Origin of the sequence: Actinomadura sp. K4S16, from assembly GCF_008327685.1 — a bacterium.
Classification (GTDB): domain Bacteria; phylum Actinomycetota; class Actinomycetes; order Streptosporangiales; family Streptosporangiaceae; genus Spirillospora.
Map to the genome: position 1 here is coordinate 473,888 of NZ_BDDE01000012.1, position 21,941 is coordinate 495,828.

A 21,941-nucleotide genomic window follows, 5' to 3' on the forward strand; every position below is an offset into this window, starting at 1 on the left:
TCCGGGACGCCGCGCCGTTACCGTCCGGAAGCGCCGTGCCGTTTGCCGGGGGTTGCGGCGGGTGGTTCGGTGGAGGGATGGAGCGCAAGATCGCGATTGTCACCGGCGGGACGTCCGGGATCGGGAAGGAGATCGCGCGGGGCCTGGCGCGGGCGGGGCTCCTGGTGGGGATCGTCTGCCGGAACGAGCTGCGCGCCGCCGCGGCGGTGGAGGAGCTGACGAAGGACGTCCCGGACGCGCGGATCGAGACGTTCCTGGGGGACCTGTCGGTGCAGATGGACGTCCGGCGGGTCGCGGCGTCGCTGGAGGAGCGGTTCGACCGGCTGCACGTCCTGGTCGACAACGCGGGCGTGTACCTGCTGCGGGCCAAGGTCAGCGCGGACGGGTACGACCGCGTGGTCGCGACCAACCATCTGGGGCCCTTCCTGCTGACGAACCTGCTGCTGGGGCTGCTGGAGAAGGGCGCGCCGTCGCGGGTGGTCGTCGTGGCGTCCGAGGCGCACCGGTTCGCGGACCGGCTCGACGTCGAGCGGATGGCCGAGCCCCGGTCGTACGGCCCGGCCGGGGCGCTGCGGGTGTACGGCCGGTCCAAGCTCCTCAACATCATGTTCGCGCAGGAGCTGGCCAGGCGGATGGAGGGCAGCGGCGTCACGGCGAACGCGGTCTGCCCGGGGCTCACCGCGACGAGCCTGGGCAGGGACGTCCGCGGGACCGAGCGCGTCATGGGCCTGTTCTCGCGCACTCCGGTGCTGCGGACGCCGGAGCAGGGGGCCCGGATGGCGCTGCGGCTCGCGCTGGACGAGGAGTTCGAGGGCCGCAGCGGCGGCTACTACAGCTCGACGCCGGGCGCCGGGATGCTGCCGACGGTGGGGGCGTTGAAGGATCCGCAACTCAGACGTGCGGTTTGGGACCGTTCGGCCCGCCTTGTGGGGCTGCCAGCCCTATAGGGTCAGGCTGCGTGAGCCAACCGCACGGACCGCCGGACCGGCCCGGCGCATGGAACGGTCCCCAGCCGCCCCCTCCAGCCCGGCCGACCCCGCCACCGCGGCCGGTCCCGCCGCAGCAGCCCGGCCGGCCGCCGGCCCCGCAGCCCGGAGCCGCGCGGCCGGGAGGCCCGCAGCCGGACCCGCGCTCGCCCGAGCCCCGGCAGGGGCCGCGCCCGTCCGCGTTCAAGGACCTCTTCAACGGCGTGGGGTACCTGCTGCGCGGCATCGGATGGGCGGCGCGGCACCCGGCCCAGTGGCTGTTCGGGCTGATCCCCGCGCTGATCGTCCTGGCGGTGTACGTCGCGGCGCTGGTCTTCCTGGCGTACCGGCTCGACGACCTGGCCGGATGGGTGACGGGGTTCGCCGACGGCTGGCCGGACGCGGCGCGGACGTCGGCGCGGGTCGTCGCCGGGCTCGCCCTGTACGGGTCGGCGCTGTTCCTCGCCGTCATCACGTTCACGGCGGTGACGCTGCTGGTGGGCGACCCGTTCTACGAGGCCATCGCGGTCCGGGTGGAGGAGTCGCAGGGCGGCGCGCCGCCGGAGCCGGACGTCCCGCTGCTGGTCCAGATCGGGCGGGCGGTCAAGGACACGCTGATCCTCGGCGCCGTGGCGCTGGTGTTCGCGGTCGTGTTCTTCGCCTGCGGGTTCCTGCCGGTGGTGGGGCAGACGGTCGTGCCGGTGGTCGCGGCGCTGGTGTCGGGCTACTTCCTCGCGGGCGAGCTCACGTCGATCGCGCTGGAGCGGCGCGGGCTGCGGCGCCGGGAGCGGTTCGCGCGGCTGAAGGCGGACCGCCTGCTCGTCGTCGGGTTCGGCGCGGCGACCTTTGTGGTGTTTCTCATTCCGCTGGGCGCGGTGCTGGCGATGCCGGGCGCGGTGGCGGGCGCGACGCTGCTGGCCCGGGAGCGCCTCGCCGGCGAGCCGCCGGCCGAGGCGTCCCTGACCAGCGCGCACTGAGGCCCCCGCCGTCCTCGCCGCGAATGGCCCTGCGTCCGAAAGGCCCGTACCGAGGCGGCGGGAAACCAACACTGAGGCGATAAGAAGATGTGTCCTGAGCGTGATTACCGGCCGGAACGCCATGGGTGATCTTCGCGTAACGTGTGCCGCATGTCCGATCAGGGGGAGCGCAACGTGCGCTGGACCGAAATGAGCGAGGGCGAGCCGCGGGACGGCGCGGACGGCGCGACGGGGCCGCAGGCGGCCTTCTCCGAGCCGAAGGTGCCGGAGGTGCCGGTGCCCCCGCCGACGGGGCGCACCGAGTTCTCCGCGCCCGGCGAGGGCGCCGGGACGCACGACGTCTGGGGCAAGGTCGAGACCGGACGGCCGGAGGCGCTGGGCGAGGAGGCCGCGCCGGCCGAGGAGGCCGCGCCGGCCGAGGAGGCCGCGCCCGCCGAGCAGGCGGCGCCCGGCGACGAGGCCGCCGCCGAGGACGTGAAGGTCGCCCCCGTGACCGAGGAGGCGCCCCAGTGGGAGGGCTCGCTCTTCGACGAGGGCGCCGGTGACGACGGCGAGGGCGACGACCGGTACGTGCCGGCCGTCCCGACCGGGTCCGGGCAGCCGGCGAAGCCCGGCAAGCCGAGCAGCGGCAACTGGCAGATGCCCGACTGGATGGCGGACGAGAGCGCGGCCGACGCCAAGCTCGGCGGCTCGCCGAAGCCGCGGCGCGACGCCCTCGACGAGGGCGGCGGCCGCTCCCGGCTCGTGCTGTTCGGCGGGATCGGACTGCTGGTGGTCGCGCTGCTCGCGGCCGGCGGCGTGTACTTCATGAAGAACGGCGACGACGAGCCGGCCGACACGTCCGAGACGTCCGGCAACGCCGACCGGCGGGCCGCGGCGGAGCAGTCCGAGGCGGCGCAGGTGGAGATGCCGCCGGACAAGCCGCTCGCGACGTTCCGCGGCAAGCCGAGCCGGATGCTCGGGCGGGTCAACGACGTCCACTCCGGGCTGTCGTATCCGCGGCTCGCGGCCCCCTGGCAGGTGCCCACCAAGAAGAACAAGCTGGGCACGCCGGGCTGGTCGGGGCAGCAGGTCCTGGTGACGGAGCGGCAGGCGGAACGGCTCTGGTACGGGCAGTTCCTCACCGGCACGCTGATCCCCACCCTGCAGAGCGCCTACCAGGGGCCCGACAGCGTGAAGAACGTGGCCGGGCTGGCCGCCAAGGGTTACGAGGCGCAGTACTACGCGTTCCCGCACAAGTCGGCGCCCCTGGCGTCGCAGGCCCTGAACATCGACGGGCACAAGGGCTGGCTGGTCGCCTCCTACCTCACCTACAAGCGGGCCGGGGTGCGCGCGACCGGCGAGATCGTCGCCATGGCGGTGGTCGACACCGGCCGCAAGTCGCCCGCGGTCGTGTTCGCGTCGATGCCGAACACGCACCGCCAGCGGTGGCCCGACATCAACGAGTTCCTCGGCCAGCTCAAGATCGCCGCCTGACCCGGCCCTCTCGGCCCGGGCCCGTTCCTGACAACCGAATGCCGTTCTAATAGGCTGTGGCCACCTCCGAGAAAGGTGTGGTCATGGGCATCGGGCTGACCGAGGAACACGAGGCGCTCGCGGCGTCGGTGCGCGGCTTCACCGAGCGTGCCGTCACGCGGCAGGCCGTCCGGGACGCGGACGCGGGGTTCTGGCCCGCGCTCGCCGAGCAGGGCCTCCTCGGACTGCACCTGCCCGAGGACGCCGGCGGCGACGGATTCGGGATCCTGGAGCAGGCCGTCGTGCTGGAGGAGCTGGGCCGGGCGCTCGCCCCCGGCCTCTACACCCCCACCGTGCTGGCGTCGGCGATCATGCACGCGGCCGGGGCCGAGGCGTGCGGGCTCGTCACGGGGGACCGGAAGGCGGCGGTCGGGCTTTCGGGCGGCCTCGACATCGACGGCTCCACCGTCTCCGGGACGGTGCAGCCGGTGCTGGGCGCGCCCCTGGCCGACCTCTTCGTGCTCCCGGCCGGTGACCGCTGGGTCGTCCTGCGGCGGGACGACGTCACCGTCGAGCCGCTGGAGTCCCTCGACATCACCCGCCCGGTCGGATCGGTCACGGTCACGGACGTGTCTCTACCGGACGAGAGTGTCATGAGCGGCGTGAACGTGCATGCCCTCGCCGTCGTCCTTCTTGGGGCCGAGGCATGCGGGGTCGCGGGCCGGGCCCTGGACGACGCCGTCGCGTACGCGAAGCTGCGTGAGCAGTTCGGCCGTCCGATCGGCCAGTTCCAGGGCGTCAAGCACAAGTGCGCGCGCATGCTCATCGCCGTGGAGCGCGCCAGGGCAGCCGTTTGGGACGCCGCGCGCGCTCTGGACGAGCCAGAAGAACAGCGCGACTACGCCATCGCAGTAGCCGCCGCCCTAGCAGCGGACGCCGCCGTGACCTGCGCCGAAGGCAACATCCAGGTTCATGGAGGCATCGGCTACACCTATGAGCACGATGCCCACCTCCTCTACCGGCGGGCCCTGACCCTCCGCGCGCTCCTAGGACGGACGAGCAAGCACCAGGCGACCCTCGCCGCGCTGGCGGTCAAGGGCGTCCGGCGTCCGATGAGCATCGAGCTGGCCGAGGACGCGGCGCCGGTCCGCGAGGAGATCCGGGCCCGCGTCGCCGAGCTGGCCGCGATGGAGCCGCTCGAACAGCGCGCCGCGATGGCGGAGGGCGGCTGGGTGACGCCGCACCTGCCGACGCCGTGGGGTCGCGGCGCCGGGCCGCTCGAACAGATCGTGATCCAGCAGGAGCTCAAGGCGGCGAAGGTGCGCCCGGTGCCGCTGATGATCGCGGCGTGGGTCGTCCCGTCGCTGGTCCAGTACGGCACGCCCGAGCAGCAGGAGCGGTTCCTGCCGCCGACGCTGCGCGGCGAGATCATCTGGTGCCAGCTGTTCTCCGAGCCGGGCGCGGGCTCCGACCTCGCCGGGCTGCGGACGCGCGCCGAGCGCGTCGAGGGCGGCTGGAAGATCACCGGGCAGAAGATCTGGACGTCGCTGGCCCGCGAGGCGCAGTGGGGGATCTGCGTCGCCCGCACCGATCCGGACCGTCCCAAGCACGACGGGATCACCTACTTCCTCGTCGACATGTCCTCGCCCGGCATCGAGGTCCGCCCGCTGCGCGAGTGCACCGGCGACGCCGTGTTCAACGAGGTGTTCCTGGACGGCGTGTTCGTGCCGGACGACCTCGTGGTGGGGCCGGTCAACGAGGGCTGGCGCGTCGCCCGCACGACGCTGGCGAACGAGCGGGTCGGCCTGACGAGCAGCTTCCAGCTCGGCGGCGACCTGCCCAGGCTGCTCGCCCTCGCGGCCGAGCTCGGCCTGGACGGCGACCCGCTCGTCCGCGCCGCCGTCGGCCGGCTGGCCTGCGACGAGCACGCGTTCAACCTGCTCGGGCTGCGCGCCACGCTCAAGCGGCTGTCGGGCACGGACCCGGGGGCGACGGCGAACGTCCGCAAGCTGGTGGCGATGGAGCACGGCCAGCAGGTCACCGAGTTCGGGTTCACGCTGCTCGGCGAGGAGGGCGCCCTGACCGGCGGGCGGCGCGACCCCCTGCGCGCCCGCTGGACCCGCTACCTGCTCGCGTCCCGGGCGATGACGATCGGCGGCGGCACCACCGAGGTCAACCTGAACGTGATCGGCGAGCGGATCCTCGGCCTGCCCCGGGACCCCGAGCCGGTCGGGTAGCGTCCAGGCTCACATGCGGGAGCGGACTGCTTGACCGACCGGACGCGGCACCTGGTGGCCGCCCTCACCGGCCTCGGGCTCGGGCTCGCGGCACTGGGGCCGGGGCTCGCGCCCGGCTTCGTGCTGTCCTACGACATGGTGTTCGTGCCCGATCCGGCGTTCACCCGCATGACGTTCGGGCTGACCGGGGTCGTGCCCCGGCACGTGCCGAGCGACGCGTTCGTCACCGCGCTCTCCACCGTGTTCCCGGCGGACGCGCTGCAGAAGCTCGTCCTGCTCGCGGTCTTCGTGACGGCGTGCACGTCGGCGGCCTCGCTGGTCCCGTCGCCCCGGCTGCCGCCGCGCCTGGCCGCCGGCGTCTGCTACGCCTGGAACCCGTTCGTCGCCGAGCGGCTGCTGCTGGGGCAGTGGGCGCTCCTCCTCGGCTACGCGGCCCTGCCCTGGGTGGTCGCGGCGGCCGCGCGGACGGAGGAGCCCGGCGGCGGCCGCCGCCTCGTCCGGACCCTGCTCCCCGCCGCGATCGGCGGTTTCGCGGCCTTGACGGTCTCGGCCCTGACGGCCCTGGCCGTCGCCCTCGTGAGCTCGGCAAGGGTCCAGCGCCTCCGCGCCGGCCTGCGGGTCGTGGCCGCCGCGGGCGTGCTGAGCCTGCCGTGGCTGATACCGGGAGCGCTGCGTCCGGCCGGTGTGCCAGGGGACGGGACGGCCGTCGACCTGTTCGCGGCCAGGGCGGACACACCGTTCGGGACGCTCGGGAGCCTGCTCCTGCTCGGCGGGGTCTGGAACGGCGAGACGGTGCCGCGCGGCTACGGGGCGCCGGTCACCGCGACGCTCTGGCTGCTCGTGGTGCTCATCGCGCTGGCCGCCTACTGGCGATGGTGCCGCGAGCCCGTCTGGTGGAGGGGCGCGGCCGTGGCGGCGGCGATCGGGTTCGCCGTGGCGGCTCTCGGCGCGGTGGCGGCCCCGGTCCTCCAAGTCCTCATCGACCTCTGGCCGGGGTTCGCCGTCCTCCGCGACGGGCAGCAGTACGCGGCCCCGCTCGCCGTCGTGGTCGCCGTGGGGCTCGGTGCGGCCGCCGACCGGGCGGCCGAGGCCAGGTGGCCGGGAGTGGCCGCCGGCGCGGCGGCCGTTCCGGTGCTCCTGCTGCCGACACTGGCGTGGGGCGCGGCGGGGGACTTGCGGTCCGTCCGATACCCCGGCGACTGGGCCCGCGCACGGCAGATCATCGACGGCGACCCGGCGTCCGGGGACGTGCTGGTCCTGCCGTGGGCGTCCTACCGGAGCTACCCGTGGAACCACGGCCGCCGGGTACTCGACCCGTTGCCCCGCTACCTGCACCGCCGCGTCATCGTGGACGACGCCGTCACCGTGGGCGGGACGACCGTCGCGCCCGAGGACCCCAGGGCGATCAGGCTCGCGCCCGCCGCGCGGACCGGAACACCGCCCGCGGCGACACTGCGTGACGAGGGCGTACGGTACGTCGTCGTGGACGCGGAGCCGGGCGCCAACCGTCCCTCCGGCGCCGCCACCGAGGTCCTGCGCGGCCCTGACCTGGTCGTCTACCGGATCGAAGGGGCCGGTGGGGGAGTCCGGGACGCGGTCCCGGCCGCGCCCGCGGCGGCCGCGTGGGCGGTGACGAGTCTGGCCGTTTTCTGGTCAATCCTGCCCTCAGGGACTACTCTGAGCTTCCCGTTACTCGGCGGTATCACGCGCCGCAGATCCGACCCCCGACGAAGGACCCCCTGATGCGCATCGCCATCGCCGCAATCGTCGGCGTCCTGCTGGCCGCCGGAGCGTCGTTCGGCGCCGTCCAGCTCGCGAACGCCTCCCAGAAGGACCCCGTCATCAAGCCGCTGTACAACTACGGCTCCCGGTGACGTGTAGGCCCTGATGGGGACCTGGCGTGACCGGCCGGCGCTCCTGGAGATCGTCGTCCCCGCCCACAACGAGGCCGACCGGCTTCCGGCGGGGCTGGATCTGCTGTGCGCCAAGCTCGCCGCGCTGCCGGTGCGGGCGGCGGTCATCGTCGTCGACAACGCCAGCACCGACGGGACGGCCGGGATCGTCGAGGCCTGGGAGGGGCCGGTCCCCGTCCGGCTGGTGCGCTGCGAACGCCGGGGAAAGGGAGCGGCGGTCCGGGCCGGACTGCTCGAGACACGGGCCCCCTACGTGGGGTTCATGGACGCCGATATGGCAACAGACCTCGCCGCGCTGGACGAAGCCATCGTCCTGCTGCGCGAGGGCCGCCCGGTCGTGGTCGGGTCAAGGCGCCACGGTCGGTCGGTCGTCCAGGGGTACGCGCTGCCCGTCAGGCGCCTCGGCGCCATCACGTTCAACCGGATCGTCCGCGACCTCGTGGGCGGCATCCCCGACACCCAGTGCGGGTTCAAGTTCTTCTACGGCCCGCTGGGGCGGGCCGCGGCGGCGGACCTGCGCACGGTCGGCTTCTCGTTCGACGTCGAGCTCCTCGCCCACTGCGTGCGGCGGGGGGCGTCGGTCACGGACATTCCGGTGATCTGGCGCGACCGTCCGGGGTCGACGTTCTCGGTCCGGCGGCACTCGCTGCAATGCCTGCTCGACCTGGTCCGGATCCGGGCGCGCGCCGGATTCCGGCTGCCCTTCGTGCCGATGGTGTCGAACATCCCGATCGTCCCGCTCCGGGCGGCCCTGGGGGAGCCGGTCCCGGTGCCGGTCGCCCTGGCGGAGTCCCTGACCCTGGCGAACTCGACCACCCTGTCGAACCCGGTCGCCCTGTCGAACCCGGTCGCCCTGTCGAAGCCGGTCGCCCTGCCGGAGAACGCCTCCACGTCGCGCGCGAAGACGGGATGAGCGAGAAACTGCGGCTGGCGGTCGTCAACTGGCGGGATCCCTGGCATCCCGCCGCCGGCGGCGCCGAGCGCTACGCCTGGGAACTGGCGCGCAGGCTCGCCGGTGAAGGAGCCCGCGTCCACTACGTGACGAGCAGGGCGCCGGGGCAGAAGCGCAGGGAACGGGCCGAGGACGTGGAGTTCGTGCGTCTCGGCGGCCGTTTCACCGTCTACCCCCTCGTGCTGCTGTGGATGCTGGGGTTCCGCCTGGGGCGGGGACGCTTCGACGCGGTCATCGACTGCCAGAACGGCATCCCGTTCTTCACGCCGTGGGTTCTGCCACGGCGCGTACCGGTGTTCTGCGTCATCCACCATGTGCACGACGCCCAGTTCGGCTTGTACTTCCCCAGATGGCTCGCTTGGATCGGCCAGGTCCTGGAGAGCCCGGTGAGCCGCTGGACGTACCGGCGGCATGCGTTCGTGGTCGTCTCGCCATCCACGCAGCGCGCCGTCAGGGAGCGACTGGGCTGGACGGGGCCGACCCACGTCGTCCACAACGGAACGGTGGTCGCCGAACCCGACGGCGTGGTCACGGAGCCCGCCGGGGACCCTGACCTCGTCTGCGTGACCCGGCTCGTCCCGCACAAGCGCCTCCCCCTGCTCCTCGACCTCGCCGCGGACCTCGCCGAGACCCATCCAGGGCTGAAGCTCCACATCGTCGGGGACGGCCCCGAAGCGGGCACGCTCGCCGCCGGGATCGAAGACCGCGGCCTGGAGAAGATCGTCGTCGCCCACGGCTACGTCCCCGAGAACGTGAAGGCGGCCCTGGTCGCCCGCGCCGACCTGCACCTCAGCACTTCCCAGGGCGAGGGCTGGGGACTCAGCGTCATCGAGGCCGCGGCCCTCGGCGTCCCGACCGTCGCGCACGACGTGGACGGCCTGCGCGACGCCGTCCGCGACGGGGCCACCGGATGGCTCGTCCGAGCGGGCGACGACCAGGCCGACGTCGTCCGGCGCGCCCTCAAGGACCTGGCCGGTCGCACGGAGCGCGATCGGGTCGCCACGGAATGTCAGAGGTGGGCGGCAGAGTTCGACTGGGCGCACACCGCCGCCCGGATGCGGGGCCTCATCGACTCCGCGGTCCGGGGCGATCCGGGCGGCGCGCGGGGCGACCGAAGGTACGGTGACGAACACCCTGGCTGACGTCCGGGGCAGCACCCGGGGAGCAGGGCCCCGGGGACCACAGGAGAGGGGCAGAGGGCGAGCATGGCCGTGGGAGAGGCGAATCCGCCCCGCGCCGGCGCGTCCCGCCGACCCGCGCCGGACGGCCCGGACATCGCGGGCCGCGTGCGGGAGCGGCTGCGCGTCCTCGCGTGCTGCCTCGCGCTGACCGCGCTCGCGTTCGGCACCAGGCCCGGCGCGATCCTCGCCGACACCAAGATCGACATGGCGGTGAACCCGCTCGGGTTCCTCGGCCGCGCCCTGCACCTGTGGGATCCGGAGCAGTTCGGCCAGCTGCAGAACCAGGCCGTCGGCTACCTGTTCCCGATGGGGCCGTTCTTCGCGCTCGGCGACGTGGCCGGGATGCCCGCCTGGATCACCCAGCGGTTCTGGCTGGCGCTGCTGATGTGCCTGGCGTTCCTCGGCACCTGGCGGCTCGCGGGGCGGTTCGGCATCGGCGGCGCCGGCGGTGTCGGCGGCCCCTCCACCGCGGGCGGGCCCGGGCAGGGCGCCCGCCTGTTCGCGGCGATGGCCTACGCGCTGGCCCCCAACGGCCTCGCCACGCTCGGGCAGATCTCCTCGGAGTACCTGCCGGTCGCGATGCTGCCCTGGATCGTCCTGCCGCTGATCGGCGCGGCGACCGGGGAGACCGGGCGGCTCAGGGCCGCGGCCGCGTCGGGGCTCGCGATCGCCTGCTGCGGCGGCATCAACGCGACCGCGACCGTCGCCGTGCTGGTCGTCCCGGTCGTGTACGTGGTGACGCGGCCGCGCGGCTCGTTCCGGGCGCGGATGCTCGCGTGGTGGTCGCTGGGCGCGGGCGCGGCCACGGCCTGGTGGCTCGTCCCGCTGCTGCTCACCGGGACGTACGGGTTCTCCTGGCTGACCTACACCGAGAAGGCCGAGACGACGGCGGGGCCGACCGGCCTGGTCAACGTGCTGCGCGGCGCGGAGCGCTGGGTCAACTACCTGGTCGTGGACGGGCAGGTCTGGGCGCCGGTCGGGCACGGCCTGTCGCTCGGCCCGGTGGCGATCGTCTGCACGGGCCTCGCCGCCGCGCTCGGCCTCGCCGGGCTGCTGAGCCGGCTGCTGCCCGAGCGCACGTTCCTGCTGCTCACGCTGCTCGCCGGACTGGCGATCCTGTCGACGGGCCACATCAGCGACGTGCCGAGCCCGTTCGCCGGGCAGCTCCGCGACCTGCTGGACGGCCCGCTCGCCCCGATGCGCAACCTCCACAAGTTCGACGCGGTCGTCCGGCTGCCGCTCGCGCTCGGCCTCGCCCATCTGATCGTCGCGGCGGCCCGCCGCGCGCACCCGGCGGACGGCGCGCGGAGCCCGGGCCCCGGGGCAGGTCCTGCCGCGGGGCCCGCCTCCGGCCTCCGGCCCGCCTCGCTGCTCAGCCTGCCGGTGGCCGCCGCCGTCGCGCTCGGCGGCATCGGCCTCACGGCCGCCTCGAACGGCCTGACCGGGTCGGGCGAGTTCAACGAGGTGCCCCGCTACTGGCGGGACGCGGCGACCTGGATCAACGCGCGGGCCGGGCGGCAGGGCGTGCTGGCCGTCCCGGGCGCGCCGTTCGGCGAGTACCTGTGGGGCCGCCCGATGGACGACATCGTCCAGCCGCTGCTGTCGGCGCGCTGGGGCGTCCGGCAGCTCGTCCCGGCCGGGTCGCCCGGATACACGCGCGCGCTGGACGCGATCGACCAGCAGGTCCGGTCCGGGCAGGGGTCGCCCGGCCTGAGCGCCTTCCTCGGCCGGATGGGCGTCCGGTACGTCCTGGTGCGCAACGACCTGCGGCGCGAGACGCTGCGCGGCGCCTGGCCCGCCCGCCTCCACCAGGCGCTCGCCGACTCGCCGGGGATGCGCAGGGTCGCCGCGTTCGGCGCGCCCGTCGGGGGAGCCGCCGACGACGCGGTGAGCGCTGTCGACCAGAAGTACCCGGCGCTGGAGGTCTACGAGGTCGGCGGCGCCGCCGGCGTCGCGAACCTCGCCGACGCCGTGAGCCCCGTCCGCGTGTACGGAGGGCCGGAGTCGCTGCTCGCCATGGCCGACGGCGGCGCGCTCCCCGACGGGCCCGTCCTGCTCGACGACGACGCGGCCGACCTCGGCGGCGCCCCGGTCGTGACCGACTCGCCCCGCCTGCTGCGCCGCAACTTCGGGGAGCTGCACCAGACGTCCCCGACGCTCCCCGCCGCCCGCAAGGGCGAGGCCGCCGACGTCCTGGACGAGGGCTGGAAGCGCTACACGACCCACGCGACCTACGGCGGCGGCGTCCGCGACGTCACCGCGTCCACGTCGGCGGCGGGCGACGACGCGGTCCCGCAGGCGCGCAAGCCCGAGGCGACCCCGTTCGCCGCGCTCGACGGCGACCAGTTCACCGCCTGGCGGACGGGCGGCTGGAACGGACCGGTCGGGCAGTGGCTCCGCGTCGACTTCGACAAGCCCCGCGAGGTCCAGAGCCTCACCGCCACGTTCCTCCAGGACGCGTCCCTCGGCCCCGCAGTCGCGCGCGTCGCCGTCGAGACCGAGAACGGTTCGGTGCGGCAGGACGTCCAGAAGATCGCGACCGGGCAGCCGCTCCGCGCGCCCGCCGGCCCGACCCGCTGGCTGCGGCTGCGGATCCTCGCGCTGGCCTCCGAGCCGGCCGTGCCCGGCTTCGCGCATGCGGCCGTCACGGAGCTGTCGATCGGCGGAGTGCGGCCCGCCCGCACGTACACGATGCCCGCACCCGCCGGTTCCCGGGGGCCTGCGACATACGTGATGAGCCGGGCGCCGGGAGCGGCGGGGGAGTGCGTGAAGGGCAACCGCCGCTGGGTGTGCTCGCCGTCCCTGGGCTCCGGCGACGAGGAGGGCGACGGGTTCGACCGGACGTTCACCGCCGCCGTCGCGGGCAGGGCCGCCGTCACCGGCACCGCCGTGCTCACCGACCGGCGGCTCATCGAGCGCTACACCGCCGCCCGCGGCCGCCCGGTCGTCGCCGCCGGATCCACGCTGTCCGACCACCCCGCCGACCAGCCCCGGTCGGCCTTCGACGGCGACCCGCAGACGTCCTGGATCGCCGGGGAGAAGGACGAGGCGCCCACGTACACCGTCCGGTGGAAGGGGCGCAAGCAGCTGTCCGCCGTCACGGTCACCCGCCCGCCCACCGCGTCGGGGCCGCTGCGCATCCGGGTCGAGGGCGAGAACGGCCAGGTCCGCGAAGGGCTGTCGGACGCCCAGGGGAGGCTGACGTTCGCCCCGATGGCGACCGACCGCCTGACGTTCACCTTCTTCAGGGAGACGCAGGCCCAGCCCATCCAGGTGGTCGACCTCGCCATCCCCGGAGTCAGGCCGCTCCCGGACGTCCGCGCCTTCCCGCTGCGGCTGCCGTGCGGGTACGGCCCGAAGGTGCGGATCGCCGGCGGCGCCGTCCAGACCGTCCAGACCGTCCAGACCAAGGCGACCGGTACGCTCGGCGACCTGCTCGCGGGCCGGCCGCTGCGGTTCAGCGCGTGCACCCCGGCCGCACTGCGGGCGGGCCAGAACCGGCTGGCCTCCGCGCCGTTCGACCCCTACCGCCTCGACACGGTGACGGTCGGTGCGAAGCCGGGCGGGGCGGCGGCCCGGGCGCCGCAGGAGGTCAAGATCCTCGACTGGGGGCCCAGCGCGCGCAGGCTGGAGGTCGACGCCGCCGCCTCCTCGTTCCTCACCGTCAACGAGAACTTCAACGCAGGGTGGCGCGCGACCGTCAACGGCACCGAGCTGCGCGCCGTCCGCCTCGACGGATGGAAGCAGGGCTGGATCGTCCCGCAGGGCACCAGGGGCGTCGTCGAGCTCGCCTACACGCCCGACCGGGCGCAGCGCATCGCCGTCGTATCCGGCCTCGCCCTGCTCCTCGTCCTGCTGGTCGCCGCCTTCTGGCCGGGCGGGCGCGGCCGCCGGCGACGCCCGTCCCCCCGCGCCCTCGTCGCCGGGACGGGCTGGCCCGCCTGGGCGGCTCTCGCTCTGGCCGCCGCGCTCGGCGGCTGGATCGCGGGGGTTCCCGGCCTCGCCGTCACGGCCGCCGTCGCGGCCGTCTGCGGCTGGGCCCGCACCCGCCGCTCCGCCGTGCCGCGCGCCCTCGCCTCGCCGTGGCCGGTCGCGCTCGCCATGCTCGCCGGGGCGGGCTGCCTCGCCGCGGCCGTCCGGCTCGACCTGCTTGACAACCCGGCGTCCCCGTCCGGACCGGTCGGCGACATCGCGCCCCAGCTCCTCGGGCTCGTGATCGTGGGCAGGCTCGCGATCGAGCTGTGGCGGCCCAAGCCGCCCGGCGGCGGTGAGTCCGGCGGCCGGATCTCGCTCAGCTGGACGGCGCCCGGGCAGGGTCCGCCGGACGGGCCGGGGCCCGGCGGCGGGTCAGCCGCTGGACCGGCCACTCCACCAGGTAGTAGCTCAGTGCCCCCGCTGCGATGGTCGCCGCGGCCAGGAGCGGCAGATCCGTCAGAACGCTCCCCCGGAATCCCCGGCCGGTCGCGTCGTACCAACCGACGATGATCGGAAGCTGCCACAGGAACACGCCGTAGGAGATCCGCCCGAGGAACCGCATCACCGGGTTCCCGAGCATCGGGCCGAGCGCCGGGTGCCCCGGCGGGGCGAGCACCACCGGCGCCGCGAACGCCGCCGCGCACAGCCCGAACACGATCAGGTGCAGCAGGGACGTCCAGAAGACGTCCGGCTTGAGGCCGATCGGCCCGGCGGCGGGCGTCGCCGCGACCACGTACAGCATCACCGCCGCGGCCCAGCACGCCGCCCACGAGTCCGACACGGCGCGGCACACCGCGGCCACGGGACGGCGCTCGTCCAGCCGCGCCCACACCGTCACCACCGCGAGCGCCATCCCGATCGCGAACCAGACGAAGTACCGCGGAAGCCAGACCCCCATCTTGGAGTGCCATTCCGGGACGAACATGGAGACGGTCCAGGGCAGCGACAGCGCCGCGTAGACGCCGATGCCGACGAGGAGTCGCCGGGCGCGGACGCCGACGTCCTGGGCGCGCGTCCGCCGCGCGTACCAGGAGAGGACCGCCGCGGTGGCCGGGAGCGTGACGTACCAGCCGACCTCGACGACGAGGCTCCACATCTGGCCGAGATGCGCGGGGCCGAGGTCGCCGGGCCACCACGGGTCGGGCAGGTAGGTCTGGGTCAGCGTGAGCAGCGAGATCCAGGTCACCGGGTCGGCGGCATGGTCCCGTCCGGCCGTGGCCATGAAGACCGCGACCACGGCCCAGTACGCGGGCATGATGCGGAACACGCGCCGGCGGAGGTACTCGGCCGTCCGCGGGACGGGCCGCCCGTCCAGCACGGCTGCCGCCCACGGGCGGTAGAGCAGCAGCCCCGAGAGCGTGAAGAAGATCGGCACGCCGACCTGACCGCCGTTGAACAGCCACCCCATGCCGTTCGGGTCGGTCACGGACCCGGCCGCGCTCGCGACATGGAAGACGAGAACGGCGAGCGCCGCCACGGCCCGGACCCCGTCCAGGGTGTCCTGATGCCCCGAGATGGGCGGCGCCACAGCCCCCCCGTCCCGGCGCTCACCCCGCCTGGAGGGCGCCGCCGCCATCCCAACCCCACCCTCCGTGCCGTGTCGTTCTTGCGGTGCCGTGTCACCCGAGCAGTGCCGAGCCGTTGTGTCGTACCGTGCCGTGTCACCCGAGCCGTGCCGAGCCGTTCGTCCCGTTCTTGCTATGCCGTCCGTGCCGAGCCGCGTCGCTCTTGCGGTGTGGTGCGATGCCGTGCGGGACCGGGGGCCCTCGATAGGCCGCCAAGGTAACGGGGAGCTTACCGACCAGTACACACGTCCGGTAGGGTGACCCGGACATGCTGGAGGTGCGGGGCCCGCGGCACGGCGAGGCCCCCGCCCGCCGTGAGAACGACGGCAGCCCCGGAGGTGTTCATGCGGCGACCGGTCGGCCTGGTCCTGATCGGCCTTGGCGCGTTCTTCCTCACGCTCGCGCCGCTCGTCCGTTTCTATGTGGCCGACCAGGTGGTCGTCGCACCGCTGAACCGCTACCAGGTGACGAGCCTGGAGTCGAAGGACTCCACGTACTTCGACGAGGCCGAGCGGAAGTTCAAGTCCGGGGTGACCCTGCTGGCCAGGAACACCGTGCGCGGCGACGTCCGGGCCAACGAGGGCAACGACAAGATCGCCGTCTGGGACTCCACGACCAACATCTACAACCAGGACAAGCCTGACAAGCCCGTCCAGATGCAGGGCTTCCGGATCGCCTTCGACCGCCGGACGGGCGCGCTGACCAACTGCTGCGGCACCAACGTCGACGGCGACAACGGCGTGAGGATGTCGGGGTACGGGCTGCTGTTCCCGGTCGCGAACGTGCACAAGCGGGACTACCCCTTCTTCGACATGACGACCAAGCAGACGGCGCCGATGCAGTTCAACGCCGTCGAGAAGGTCCACGGCCTGACGACGTACCGGTTCACCCAGACGATCCCGCTGACCAAGACGGCCGCGCTGGACGCCAAGCTGCCGCCGAAGATGCTGGGCCTGCCCGACGACGCGGGCGACCAGAAGGTCGACCGGTACGCCGAGGCCTACAACACCGTCTGGGTCGACCCGCGCACGGGCATCCCGGTCAAGCACCGCCAGAACATCCGCAGCAGCGTCCGCACGGCGGACGGCAAGGGCTCCATGATCGTCGCCCAGGCCGACCTCATCACCGTCGACAAGGACCAGAAGGCCCTGGTCGACATGGCGAACGGCGAGGCCCTGAAGATCGACATGGTGCGCAGCTATATCCCGGCCGCCGGCGTCCTCCTCGGCCTGGTCCTGCTGTTCGTCGGCGGCTACCTCGGCATGGCCCGCCGCGAGCCCCCGCCCCTGGCGGCCCCGCGCCGCCCCGACGGCAAGTTCGGCGACATGACCCCGCCCGGCCCGCCCAAGCCCCCGGCCCCACCCGCCGCCCCCGCGGCCCAGGCCGACCCCACCCCCCAGCCCCGCCGCACACCCCCCACCAGCCAACGCCGGCAACGCAAGGCCGCCGGCCCCGCCAAACGCCGCTGAGCCGCCACGACGACCCCTCCCGCGCTGCCCTCCCATCCGCTCGCCGCCCGGGCCCCGACCGAGCCCACACCCCCGGCTCCGCCGCAGGGTCCCTGGCGGCCAGCGCCGGCAACGGAAGGCCGCCGGCCCCGCCAACGCCGCTGAGCCGCGCGACGACCCCTCCCGCGCGCATCGCCCCACACGGCCCGCCCACCGCCCTGAGATGCCGCGCTCCACCCTGCGCTGCCGTCCGCCGCCCGTTTGCCTGGCACCGGCGGGTGCTCCAGGTCGTCCCCCGACGTTCTCCCTCCGCCCTCCGCGTGTCCGCCGCGTGCTCCTGGCCGCCGCCCTGCACAGCCTGTATCGCCCTCCGCAGTCCTTTCGCCGTCCGCGTGTCGTCTGGTTGGCCCGCGCTGCATTCAGCGGCCTGCGCCGCCGGTCCGCCCGCGCTCAGGGCCGCGCCCGACGTGGCGGCCAGCGCCCCATCGCCTCGCGTTGACCTGCCGCGGGTTGGCCGGCTGCTGCCCCGTGCGCCCTGCCGACTGGCGCTGTCGGGCGGGTCGGGCGTCGGCCCGCGTGGCGACAGTCTTGCGGTCCCGCGCACCGACTCGTGTATCGCCCTTGTGTGCAGGCTTCCGTGCCGCGTGCTGGGGCCCGTGCCGGTGGGGGTGGGGCGTGGTGGGAACCGGGAGCGGTCCGTTGCTCGGGATACGGGCTGATACGTGTTCTAGAAGCGGGGCTCGTGAGCGTCCGGGATGAGATTCCTAACTAGAACCTGTTGCAGTTTCGCGGGTGCGCGCCTAGGGTCGAGGCTGTGCGGACACGAGTCACCGAACTATTCGGCATCGAGTACCCGATCTTCGCGTTCAGTCATTGCCGCGACGTGGTCGCGGCGGTGAGCCGCGCCGGCGGCATGGGCGTCCTCGGCGCCCTGCATTTCACCCCCGAGGAGCTCGAACTTGAGCTGAAGTGGATCGACGAGCACGTCGGCGGCAAGCCGTACGGTGTGGACGTCGTGATGCCCGCCAAGTACGAGGGCGCCGACGTGGGCGACGCCGAGGAGCTGCTCGGCAAGCTCCAGGGCATGATCCCGGCGCAGCACAAGGACTTCCTGGAGAACCTGCTGGCCGAGCACGGCGTCGACCCGCCCAGCGAGCAGGCCGGCAAGGCGCTGCTCGGTTGGACGGACGTGACCGCGCGGCCGCAGGTCGAGGTGGCGCTCAAGCACCCGATCGCGCTGCTGGCCAACGCGCTCGGCCCGCCCCCGGCGGACGTCGTCGAGCAGGCGCACGAGCACGGGGTGAAGGTCGCCGGCCTGGCCTCCAACGCCCGGCACGCCCGCAAGCAGGTCGACGTCGGCGTGGACATCATCGTCGCGCAGGGCACCGAGGCGGGCGGGCACACCGGCGACGTCGCCACGATGGTCCTCATCCCCGAGGTCGTGGACGCCGTCGGCGAGGACACGATCGTGCTCGCGGCGGGCGGCATCGGCCGGGGCCGGCAGATGGCCGCCGGCATGGCGCTCGGCGCGGACGGCGTCTGGACGGGCTCGATCTGGCTGACGGTGGACGAGGCCGACACCCCCGAACGCGCCCTGCCGAAGCTGCTGAACGCCACGTCCCGCGACACCGTCCGCTCCCGGGCCTGGACGGGCAAGCCCGCGCGCTTCCTCAAGACCGCGTGGACCGAGGCGTGGGAGAGCGAGAACTCGCCGGGCTACCTGCCGATGCCCATGCAGTTCATGCTGATCGCGGACGCCCTGCCCCGCATCCAGCGGTCCGGCGACGGCGAACTGGTCACCTTCCCGGTCGGCCAGATCGTCGGCTCGATGAACCAGGTGAAGCCGGCCGCCCAGGTCGTCTACGACCTGATCGAGGAGTACGTGGAGGCGATCGAGCGCCTCAACACCATCACCGAGGGCTGACCGCCCGCGGGCCCCGGTCGGCGTCGTTCCTCCCGACGCCGGCCGGGGCCGCGCGCTTTCTCAGCTGCGGATCAGAAGCGGGTCATCCAGGACAGGGCGCGCGCCAGGACGTAGTAGACGGCGCCTGCGAGGGCCCAGTTGATGTAGAGCTGCTCGTCGGGGTCGGGCCGCGTGAACACGTCGTGGAACGGCGTGGCGAGCCAGCGTCCCGCGTCGAGGGTCGCGTCCACCAGGGTGTTCCCCGGATTCGCGTCGCCCCAGGTCAGCAGCATGCCGAGGGCGAGGATCGCGACCGCCGCCCAGCCCGCCGCCATGATCATCGCGCTGACCGGGTTCGGCCTGCTGCGCCGCCACCGCGGCGGCTTGCGCTCGACGGCCGTGCCGTCCGTCCGCCGCCAGAGCGCCCGCCGGGGCGGCCGCTCGGCCGTCTGCTCCGGGGTCTCGTGCTGCTTGCGTCCTAGATGCAAGGCCATGGCCTCGTCCTTCCGTGCTCGCCTTCGCCCCAGGCGGTGCCACGCAAGGAATCTCGCAAACCCGACCCCCGTTTACGGACAGCCCGTTATCCGCTCTCCGGTTCCGGGGGCCGGGCTCCCCGGCCGCGTGCGGGCTGCCCGGTCACGCGCCGGGTTCGCCGGTCGCGTGCCGGGGCCCGGTTACGGGTCGCGTTCGCCGGTCGGGTGCCGGGCCGGCGGTGCGTGCCGGGGGCGGTCACTTGCCGTGGTAGACGGGCGGGCGCTTCTCCTTGAAGGCGCGGGAGCCCTCCTTGGCATCCTCGGAGCCGATGACCGGCCAGCCGATCTCGTCGGAGATCTTGAGCGCGTCCTCCTCGGAGAGGTGCTGGGTCTCGCGGTAGGTGCGCAGGATGCCCTGGACGGCGAGGGGGCCGCACTCGGCGATCTGGTCGGCGAGCTCGCGGGCGGCGGCGAGCGCCTGCCCGTCCGGGACGATCTTGTTGATCAGGCCCATCGCGAGGGCCTCCTGCGGGGTGACCGAGCGGGCGGTCAGCAGGATGTCCATCGCGTTGGCGTAGCCGATCTGGCGGGGCAGGCGGATCGCGGAGCCGCCCATGGGGAACAGGCCGCGCTTCGCCTCGTAAAGGCCGAGGGTGGCGCCCTCGGCGACCACGCGCAGGTCGGTGCCGACGAGCAGCTCGGTGCCGCCGGCGACGGCGTAGCCCTCGATGGCGCAGATCAACGGCTTGGTCGGCTGGCCCTCGCGCAGCAGCCCCTTCCAGTGGAAGTCGGGGATCTGCGCCATCCGCTCCTGGACGCGGGGATCGGACGGCTGCTGGCCCATCGCCTTCAGGTCGGCGCCGGCGCAGAACGTGCCCTCGGCCCCGGTGAGGATGCCGACGCGGACCTCGGGGGTGTCGGAGATGTAGGCCCAGGCGTCGGCGAGGCCGACCAGCATGGACGAGCTGAGCGCGTTGCGCGCCTCCGGGCGGTTCATCGTCACGATGACGACGTGGCCGTCCCGCTCGACGATGCAGTGCTCGGTGCTGATCGGCAGCCGTTCCGTCATGGTTCCTCCAGCTCAGATATCAAACGAGAACAGATTCTAGTTAAGCCGTTGCCCTACCGGTAGGGGTTGAACTGCAAAACGAGAACGTGATCTACTTTGGCTGCCGGACGCCCTCAGCGGGTGTCGGCGCGCTGTGGTTTCTGTGCTCTCTGTGGTTTCAGTGCTCCGTGTGCTCACGTAGGGAGATCCGATGGGGTCATTGGGCTTTTGGCGGCTGGCGCAGGCCGATCCCGAGTGGGTCGCCGCCGTCGATCCGGACGGGACGCGACACAAGGCGGGCGACCTGCTGTCCCGCGCGAACCGGCTCGTCCACGGCCTGCGTGCGCTGGGCCTTGAGAAGGGCGACGGCATCTGCGGGCTCGTCCCGAACGGCGCGGACGGGGTCGTCCTCTACCTGGCGGCGCTCCAGGCGGGCTGGTACTACACGCCGATCAACTGGCATCTGACCGGCCCGGAGATCGGCTACATCGTCGCCGACAGCGAGGCCAAGGCGTTCTTCGTCCACGAGCGGTACGCCGCCGAGGGCGCGCGGGCGGGCGAGGAGATCGAGGCCCACCGGCGGTTCGCGTTCGGGGAGGTCGAGGGCTTCCGGCCGGTCGCGGAGCTGGTCGACGGGCAGCCCGACACGCTGCCGGACGACCGCAGCAACGGCGCCACGATGCACTACACGTCCGGGACGACCGGACGGCCGAAGGGCGTCAAGCGGGCGCTGGCCGGGATCGACCCCGACGACAGCGCCGAGCTGATGACGTTCCTGCTCGGCATGTTCGGCATCCCGCCGGGCCTCCCCGCCGGTGGAGAGCACCAGGCGCACCTGGTCACCTCGCCGAACTACCACACGGCCGTGACCCAGTTCGGGGGCACGGCGCTCCAGATGGGCCACACGCTCGTCTACATGGACAAGTGGGACGCCGAGGAGACCCTGCGGCTGATCCAGGAGCACCGCGTCAGCAACACCCACATGGTGCCGACGCACTTCAAGCGGCTCCTGTCGCTGCCGGAGGACGTCCGTTCCCGGTACGACGTGTCGAGCATGAAGTGGGCGATCCACGCGGCCGCGCCGTGCCCGGTGCCCCTCAAGCAGCAGATGCTCGACTGGTGGGGCGACTGCATCTGGGAGTACTACGCGGCGACGGAGGGCGGCGGGACGATCGCCAGCCCGGCCGACTGGCGCGCCCACCCCGGCACGGTCGGCAACGCGTGGCCGATCAGCGAGCTGCTGATCGTCGACGACGACGGCGAGCCCGTCCCGACCGGGACGCACGGCACGATCTACATGAAGATGGCCGGCGTCGAGTTCGAGTACAAGGGCGACAAGGAGAAGACGGAGAAGAACCGTCTCAAGGACTACTTCACCGTCGGCGACATCGGGTACCTGACCGAGGACGGGTTCCTGTTCCTGTCCGACCGCAAGGCCGACATGATCATCTCGGGCGGCGCGAACATCTACCCGGCCGAGATCGAGAACGAGATCATCCTGCATCCCAAGGTCGGGGACGTGGCCGTGTTCGGCATCCCGGACGAGGAGTGGGGCGAGCAGATCAAGGCCGTCGTGGAGCCCGCCGAGGGCGTCGAGCCCGGTCCGGCGCTCGCGGAGGAGATCCTCGCGTCGCTTGAGGGGCGGCTGGCCAAGATGAAGTGGCCGAGGACCATCGACTTCATCGAGACGATGCCGCGCGAACCCAACGGCAAGCTCCTCAAGCGCAAGCTCAGGGACCCGTACTGGAAGGACCGCGACAGTGCCATCTGACACCGCGCCATCTGACACCGCGCCATCTGACACCGCGCCATCTGACACGGCGCCCGCAGGCAGCACCGCGCAGGCAGC

14 protein-coding genes and 1 pseudogene are annotated in these 21,941 nt (G+C 73.5%); 12 read left to right on the top strand and 3 right to left on the bottom strand.

Annotated elements, in window-relative coordinates; all coding sequences use genetic code 11:
- The first annotated feature begins 77 nt into the window (after positions 1-77).
- The 9 genes and pseudogenes from K4S16_RS13495 to K4S16_RS45695 form a co-directional block, all read left to right on the top strand.
- Positions 78-947: an SDR family NAD(P)-dependent oxidoreductase gene (locus K4S16_RS13495; RefSeq protein ID WP_149259239.1), complete on the top strand. Its 870-nt coding sequence runs from the start codon at positions 78-80 to the stop codon at positions 945-947.
- 11 nt (positions 948-958) lie between these two features.
- Positions 959-1,942: an EI24 domain-containing protein gene (locus tag K4S16_RS13505; protein ID WP_235036774.1), complete on the top strand. Its 984-nt coding sequence runs from the start codon at positions 959-961 to the stop codon at positions 1,940-1,942.
- 150 nt (positions 1,943-2,092) lie between these two features.
- A complete protein-coding gene (locus K4S16_RS45055) occupies positions 2,093-3,418 on the top strand; it encodes a hypothetical protein (RefSeq protein WP_200841843.1) in 1,326 nt (441 codons plus the stop codon).
- Positions 3,419-3,501: 83 nt separating this feature from the next.
- Positions 3,502-5,634 (top strand): acyl-CoA dehydrogenase, encoded by a 2,133-nt coding sequence (locus K4S16_RS13515; protein ID WP_149259242.1) that lies wholly within the window; start codon positions 3,502-3,504, stop codon positions 5,632-5,634.
- A gap of 30 nt (positions 5,635-5,664) precedes the next feature.
- Positions 5,665-7,377, top strand: a complete 1,713-nt coding sequence (locus K4S16_RS13520; protein ID WP_149259243.1) for a hypothetical protein — start codon at positions 5,665-5,667, stop codon at positions 7,375-7,377.
- Positions 7,377-7,508: a hypothetical protein gene (locus tag K4S16_RS46440; RefSeq protein ID WP_268843230.1), complete on the top strand. Its 132-nt coding sequence runs from the start codon at positions 7,377-7,379 to the stop codon at positions 7,506-7,508. The genes K4S16_RS13520 and K4S16_RS46440 overlap by 1 nt, the downstream gene beginning before the upstream one ends.
- 13 nt (positions 7,509-7,521) lie before the next feature.
- Positions 7,522-8,460 carry a glycosyltransferase gene (locus tag K4S16_RS13525; protein WP_200841844.1) on the top strand — a complete coding sequence of 313 codons (939 nt, stop codon included), beginning with the start codon at positions 7,522-7,524 and terminating at the stop codon, positions 8,458-8,460.
- Positions 8,457-9,641, top strand: a complete 1,185-nt coding sequence (locus K4S16_RS13530) for a glycosyltransferase family 4 protein (protein WP_149259244.1) — start codon at positions 8,457-8,459, stop codon at positions 9,639-9,641. The genes K4S16_RS13525 and K4S16_RS13530 overlap by 4 nt, the downstream gene beginning before the upstream one ends.
- 63 nt (positions 9,642-9,704) lie before the next feature.
- Positions 9,705-12,176 (top strand): annotated as a pseudogene (locus tag K4S16_RS45695) (alpha-(1->3)-arabinofuranosyltransferase family protein); the annotation flags it as partial.
- A 1,795-nt stretch (positions 12,177-13,971) separates the two neighbouring features.
- Here the strand turns inward: K4S16_RS45695 and K4S16_RS45700 are convergent.
- Positions 13,972-15,183, bottom strand: a complete 1,212-nt coding sequence (locus tag K4S16_RS45700) for an acyltransferase (protein WP_160160901.1) — start codon at positions 15,181-15,183, stop codon at positions 13,972-13,974.
- A gap of 381 nt (positions 15,184-15,564) precedes the next feature.
- Between K4S16_RS45700 and K4S16_RS13545 the strand changes: the two genes are divergently transcribed.
- On the top strand, positions 15,565-16,689 hold the full coding sequence (locus tag K4S16_RS13545) for a DUF3068 domain-containing protein (RefSeq protein WP_200841845.1): 1,125 nt from the start codon (positions 15,565-15,567) through the stop codon (positions 16,687-16,689).
- A 793-nt stretch (positions 16,690-17,482) separates the two neighbouring features.
- Complete coding sequence (locus K4S16_RS13550) at positions 17,483-18,592, top strand: nitronate monooxygenase family protein (RefSeq protein ID WP_149259247.1); 1,110 nt, start codon at positions 17,483-17,485, stop codon at positions 18,590-18,592.
- Positions 18,593-18,663: 71 nt separating this feature from the next.
- On the opposite strand, the gene K4S16_RS13555 is transcribed toward K4S16_RS13550, so the two are convergent.
- The gene (locus K4S16_RS13555; protein WP_149259248.1) at positions 18,664-19,065 is read right to left on the bottom strand and encodes a hypothetical protein; all 402 of its coding nucleotides are present in this window, start codon (positions 19,063-19,065) and stop codon (positions 18,664-18,666) included.
- 235 nt (positions 19,066-19,300) lie between these two features.
- A complete protein-coding gene (locus K4S16_RS13560) occupies positions 19,301-20,113 on the bottom strand; it encodes a crotonase/enoyl-CoA hydratase family protein (RefSeq protein WP_149259249.1) in 813 nt (270 codons plus the stop codon).
- A gap of 190 nt (positions 20,114-20,303) precedes the next feature.
- On the opposite strand from K4S16_RS13560, the gene K4S16_RS13565 reads away from it, so the two are divergent.
- Positions 20,304-21,863, top strand: a complete 1,560-nt coding sequence (locus tag K4S16_RS13565) for an acyl-CoA synthetase (protein WP_149259250.1) — start codon at positions 20,304-20,306, stop codon at positions 21,861-21,863.
- The last annotated feature ends 78 nt before the right edge of the window (positions 21,864-21,941 follow it).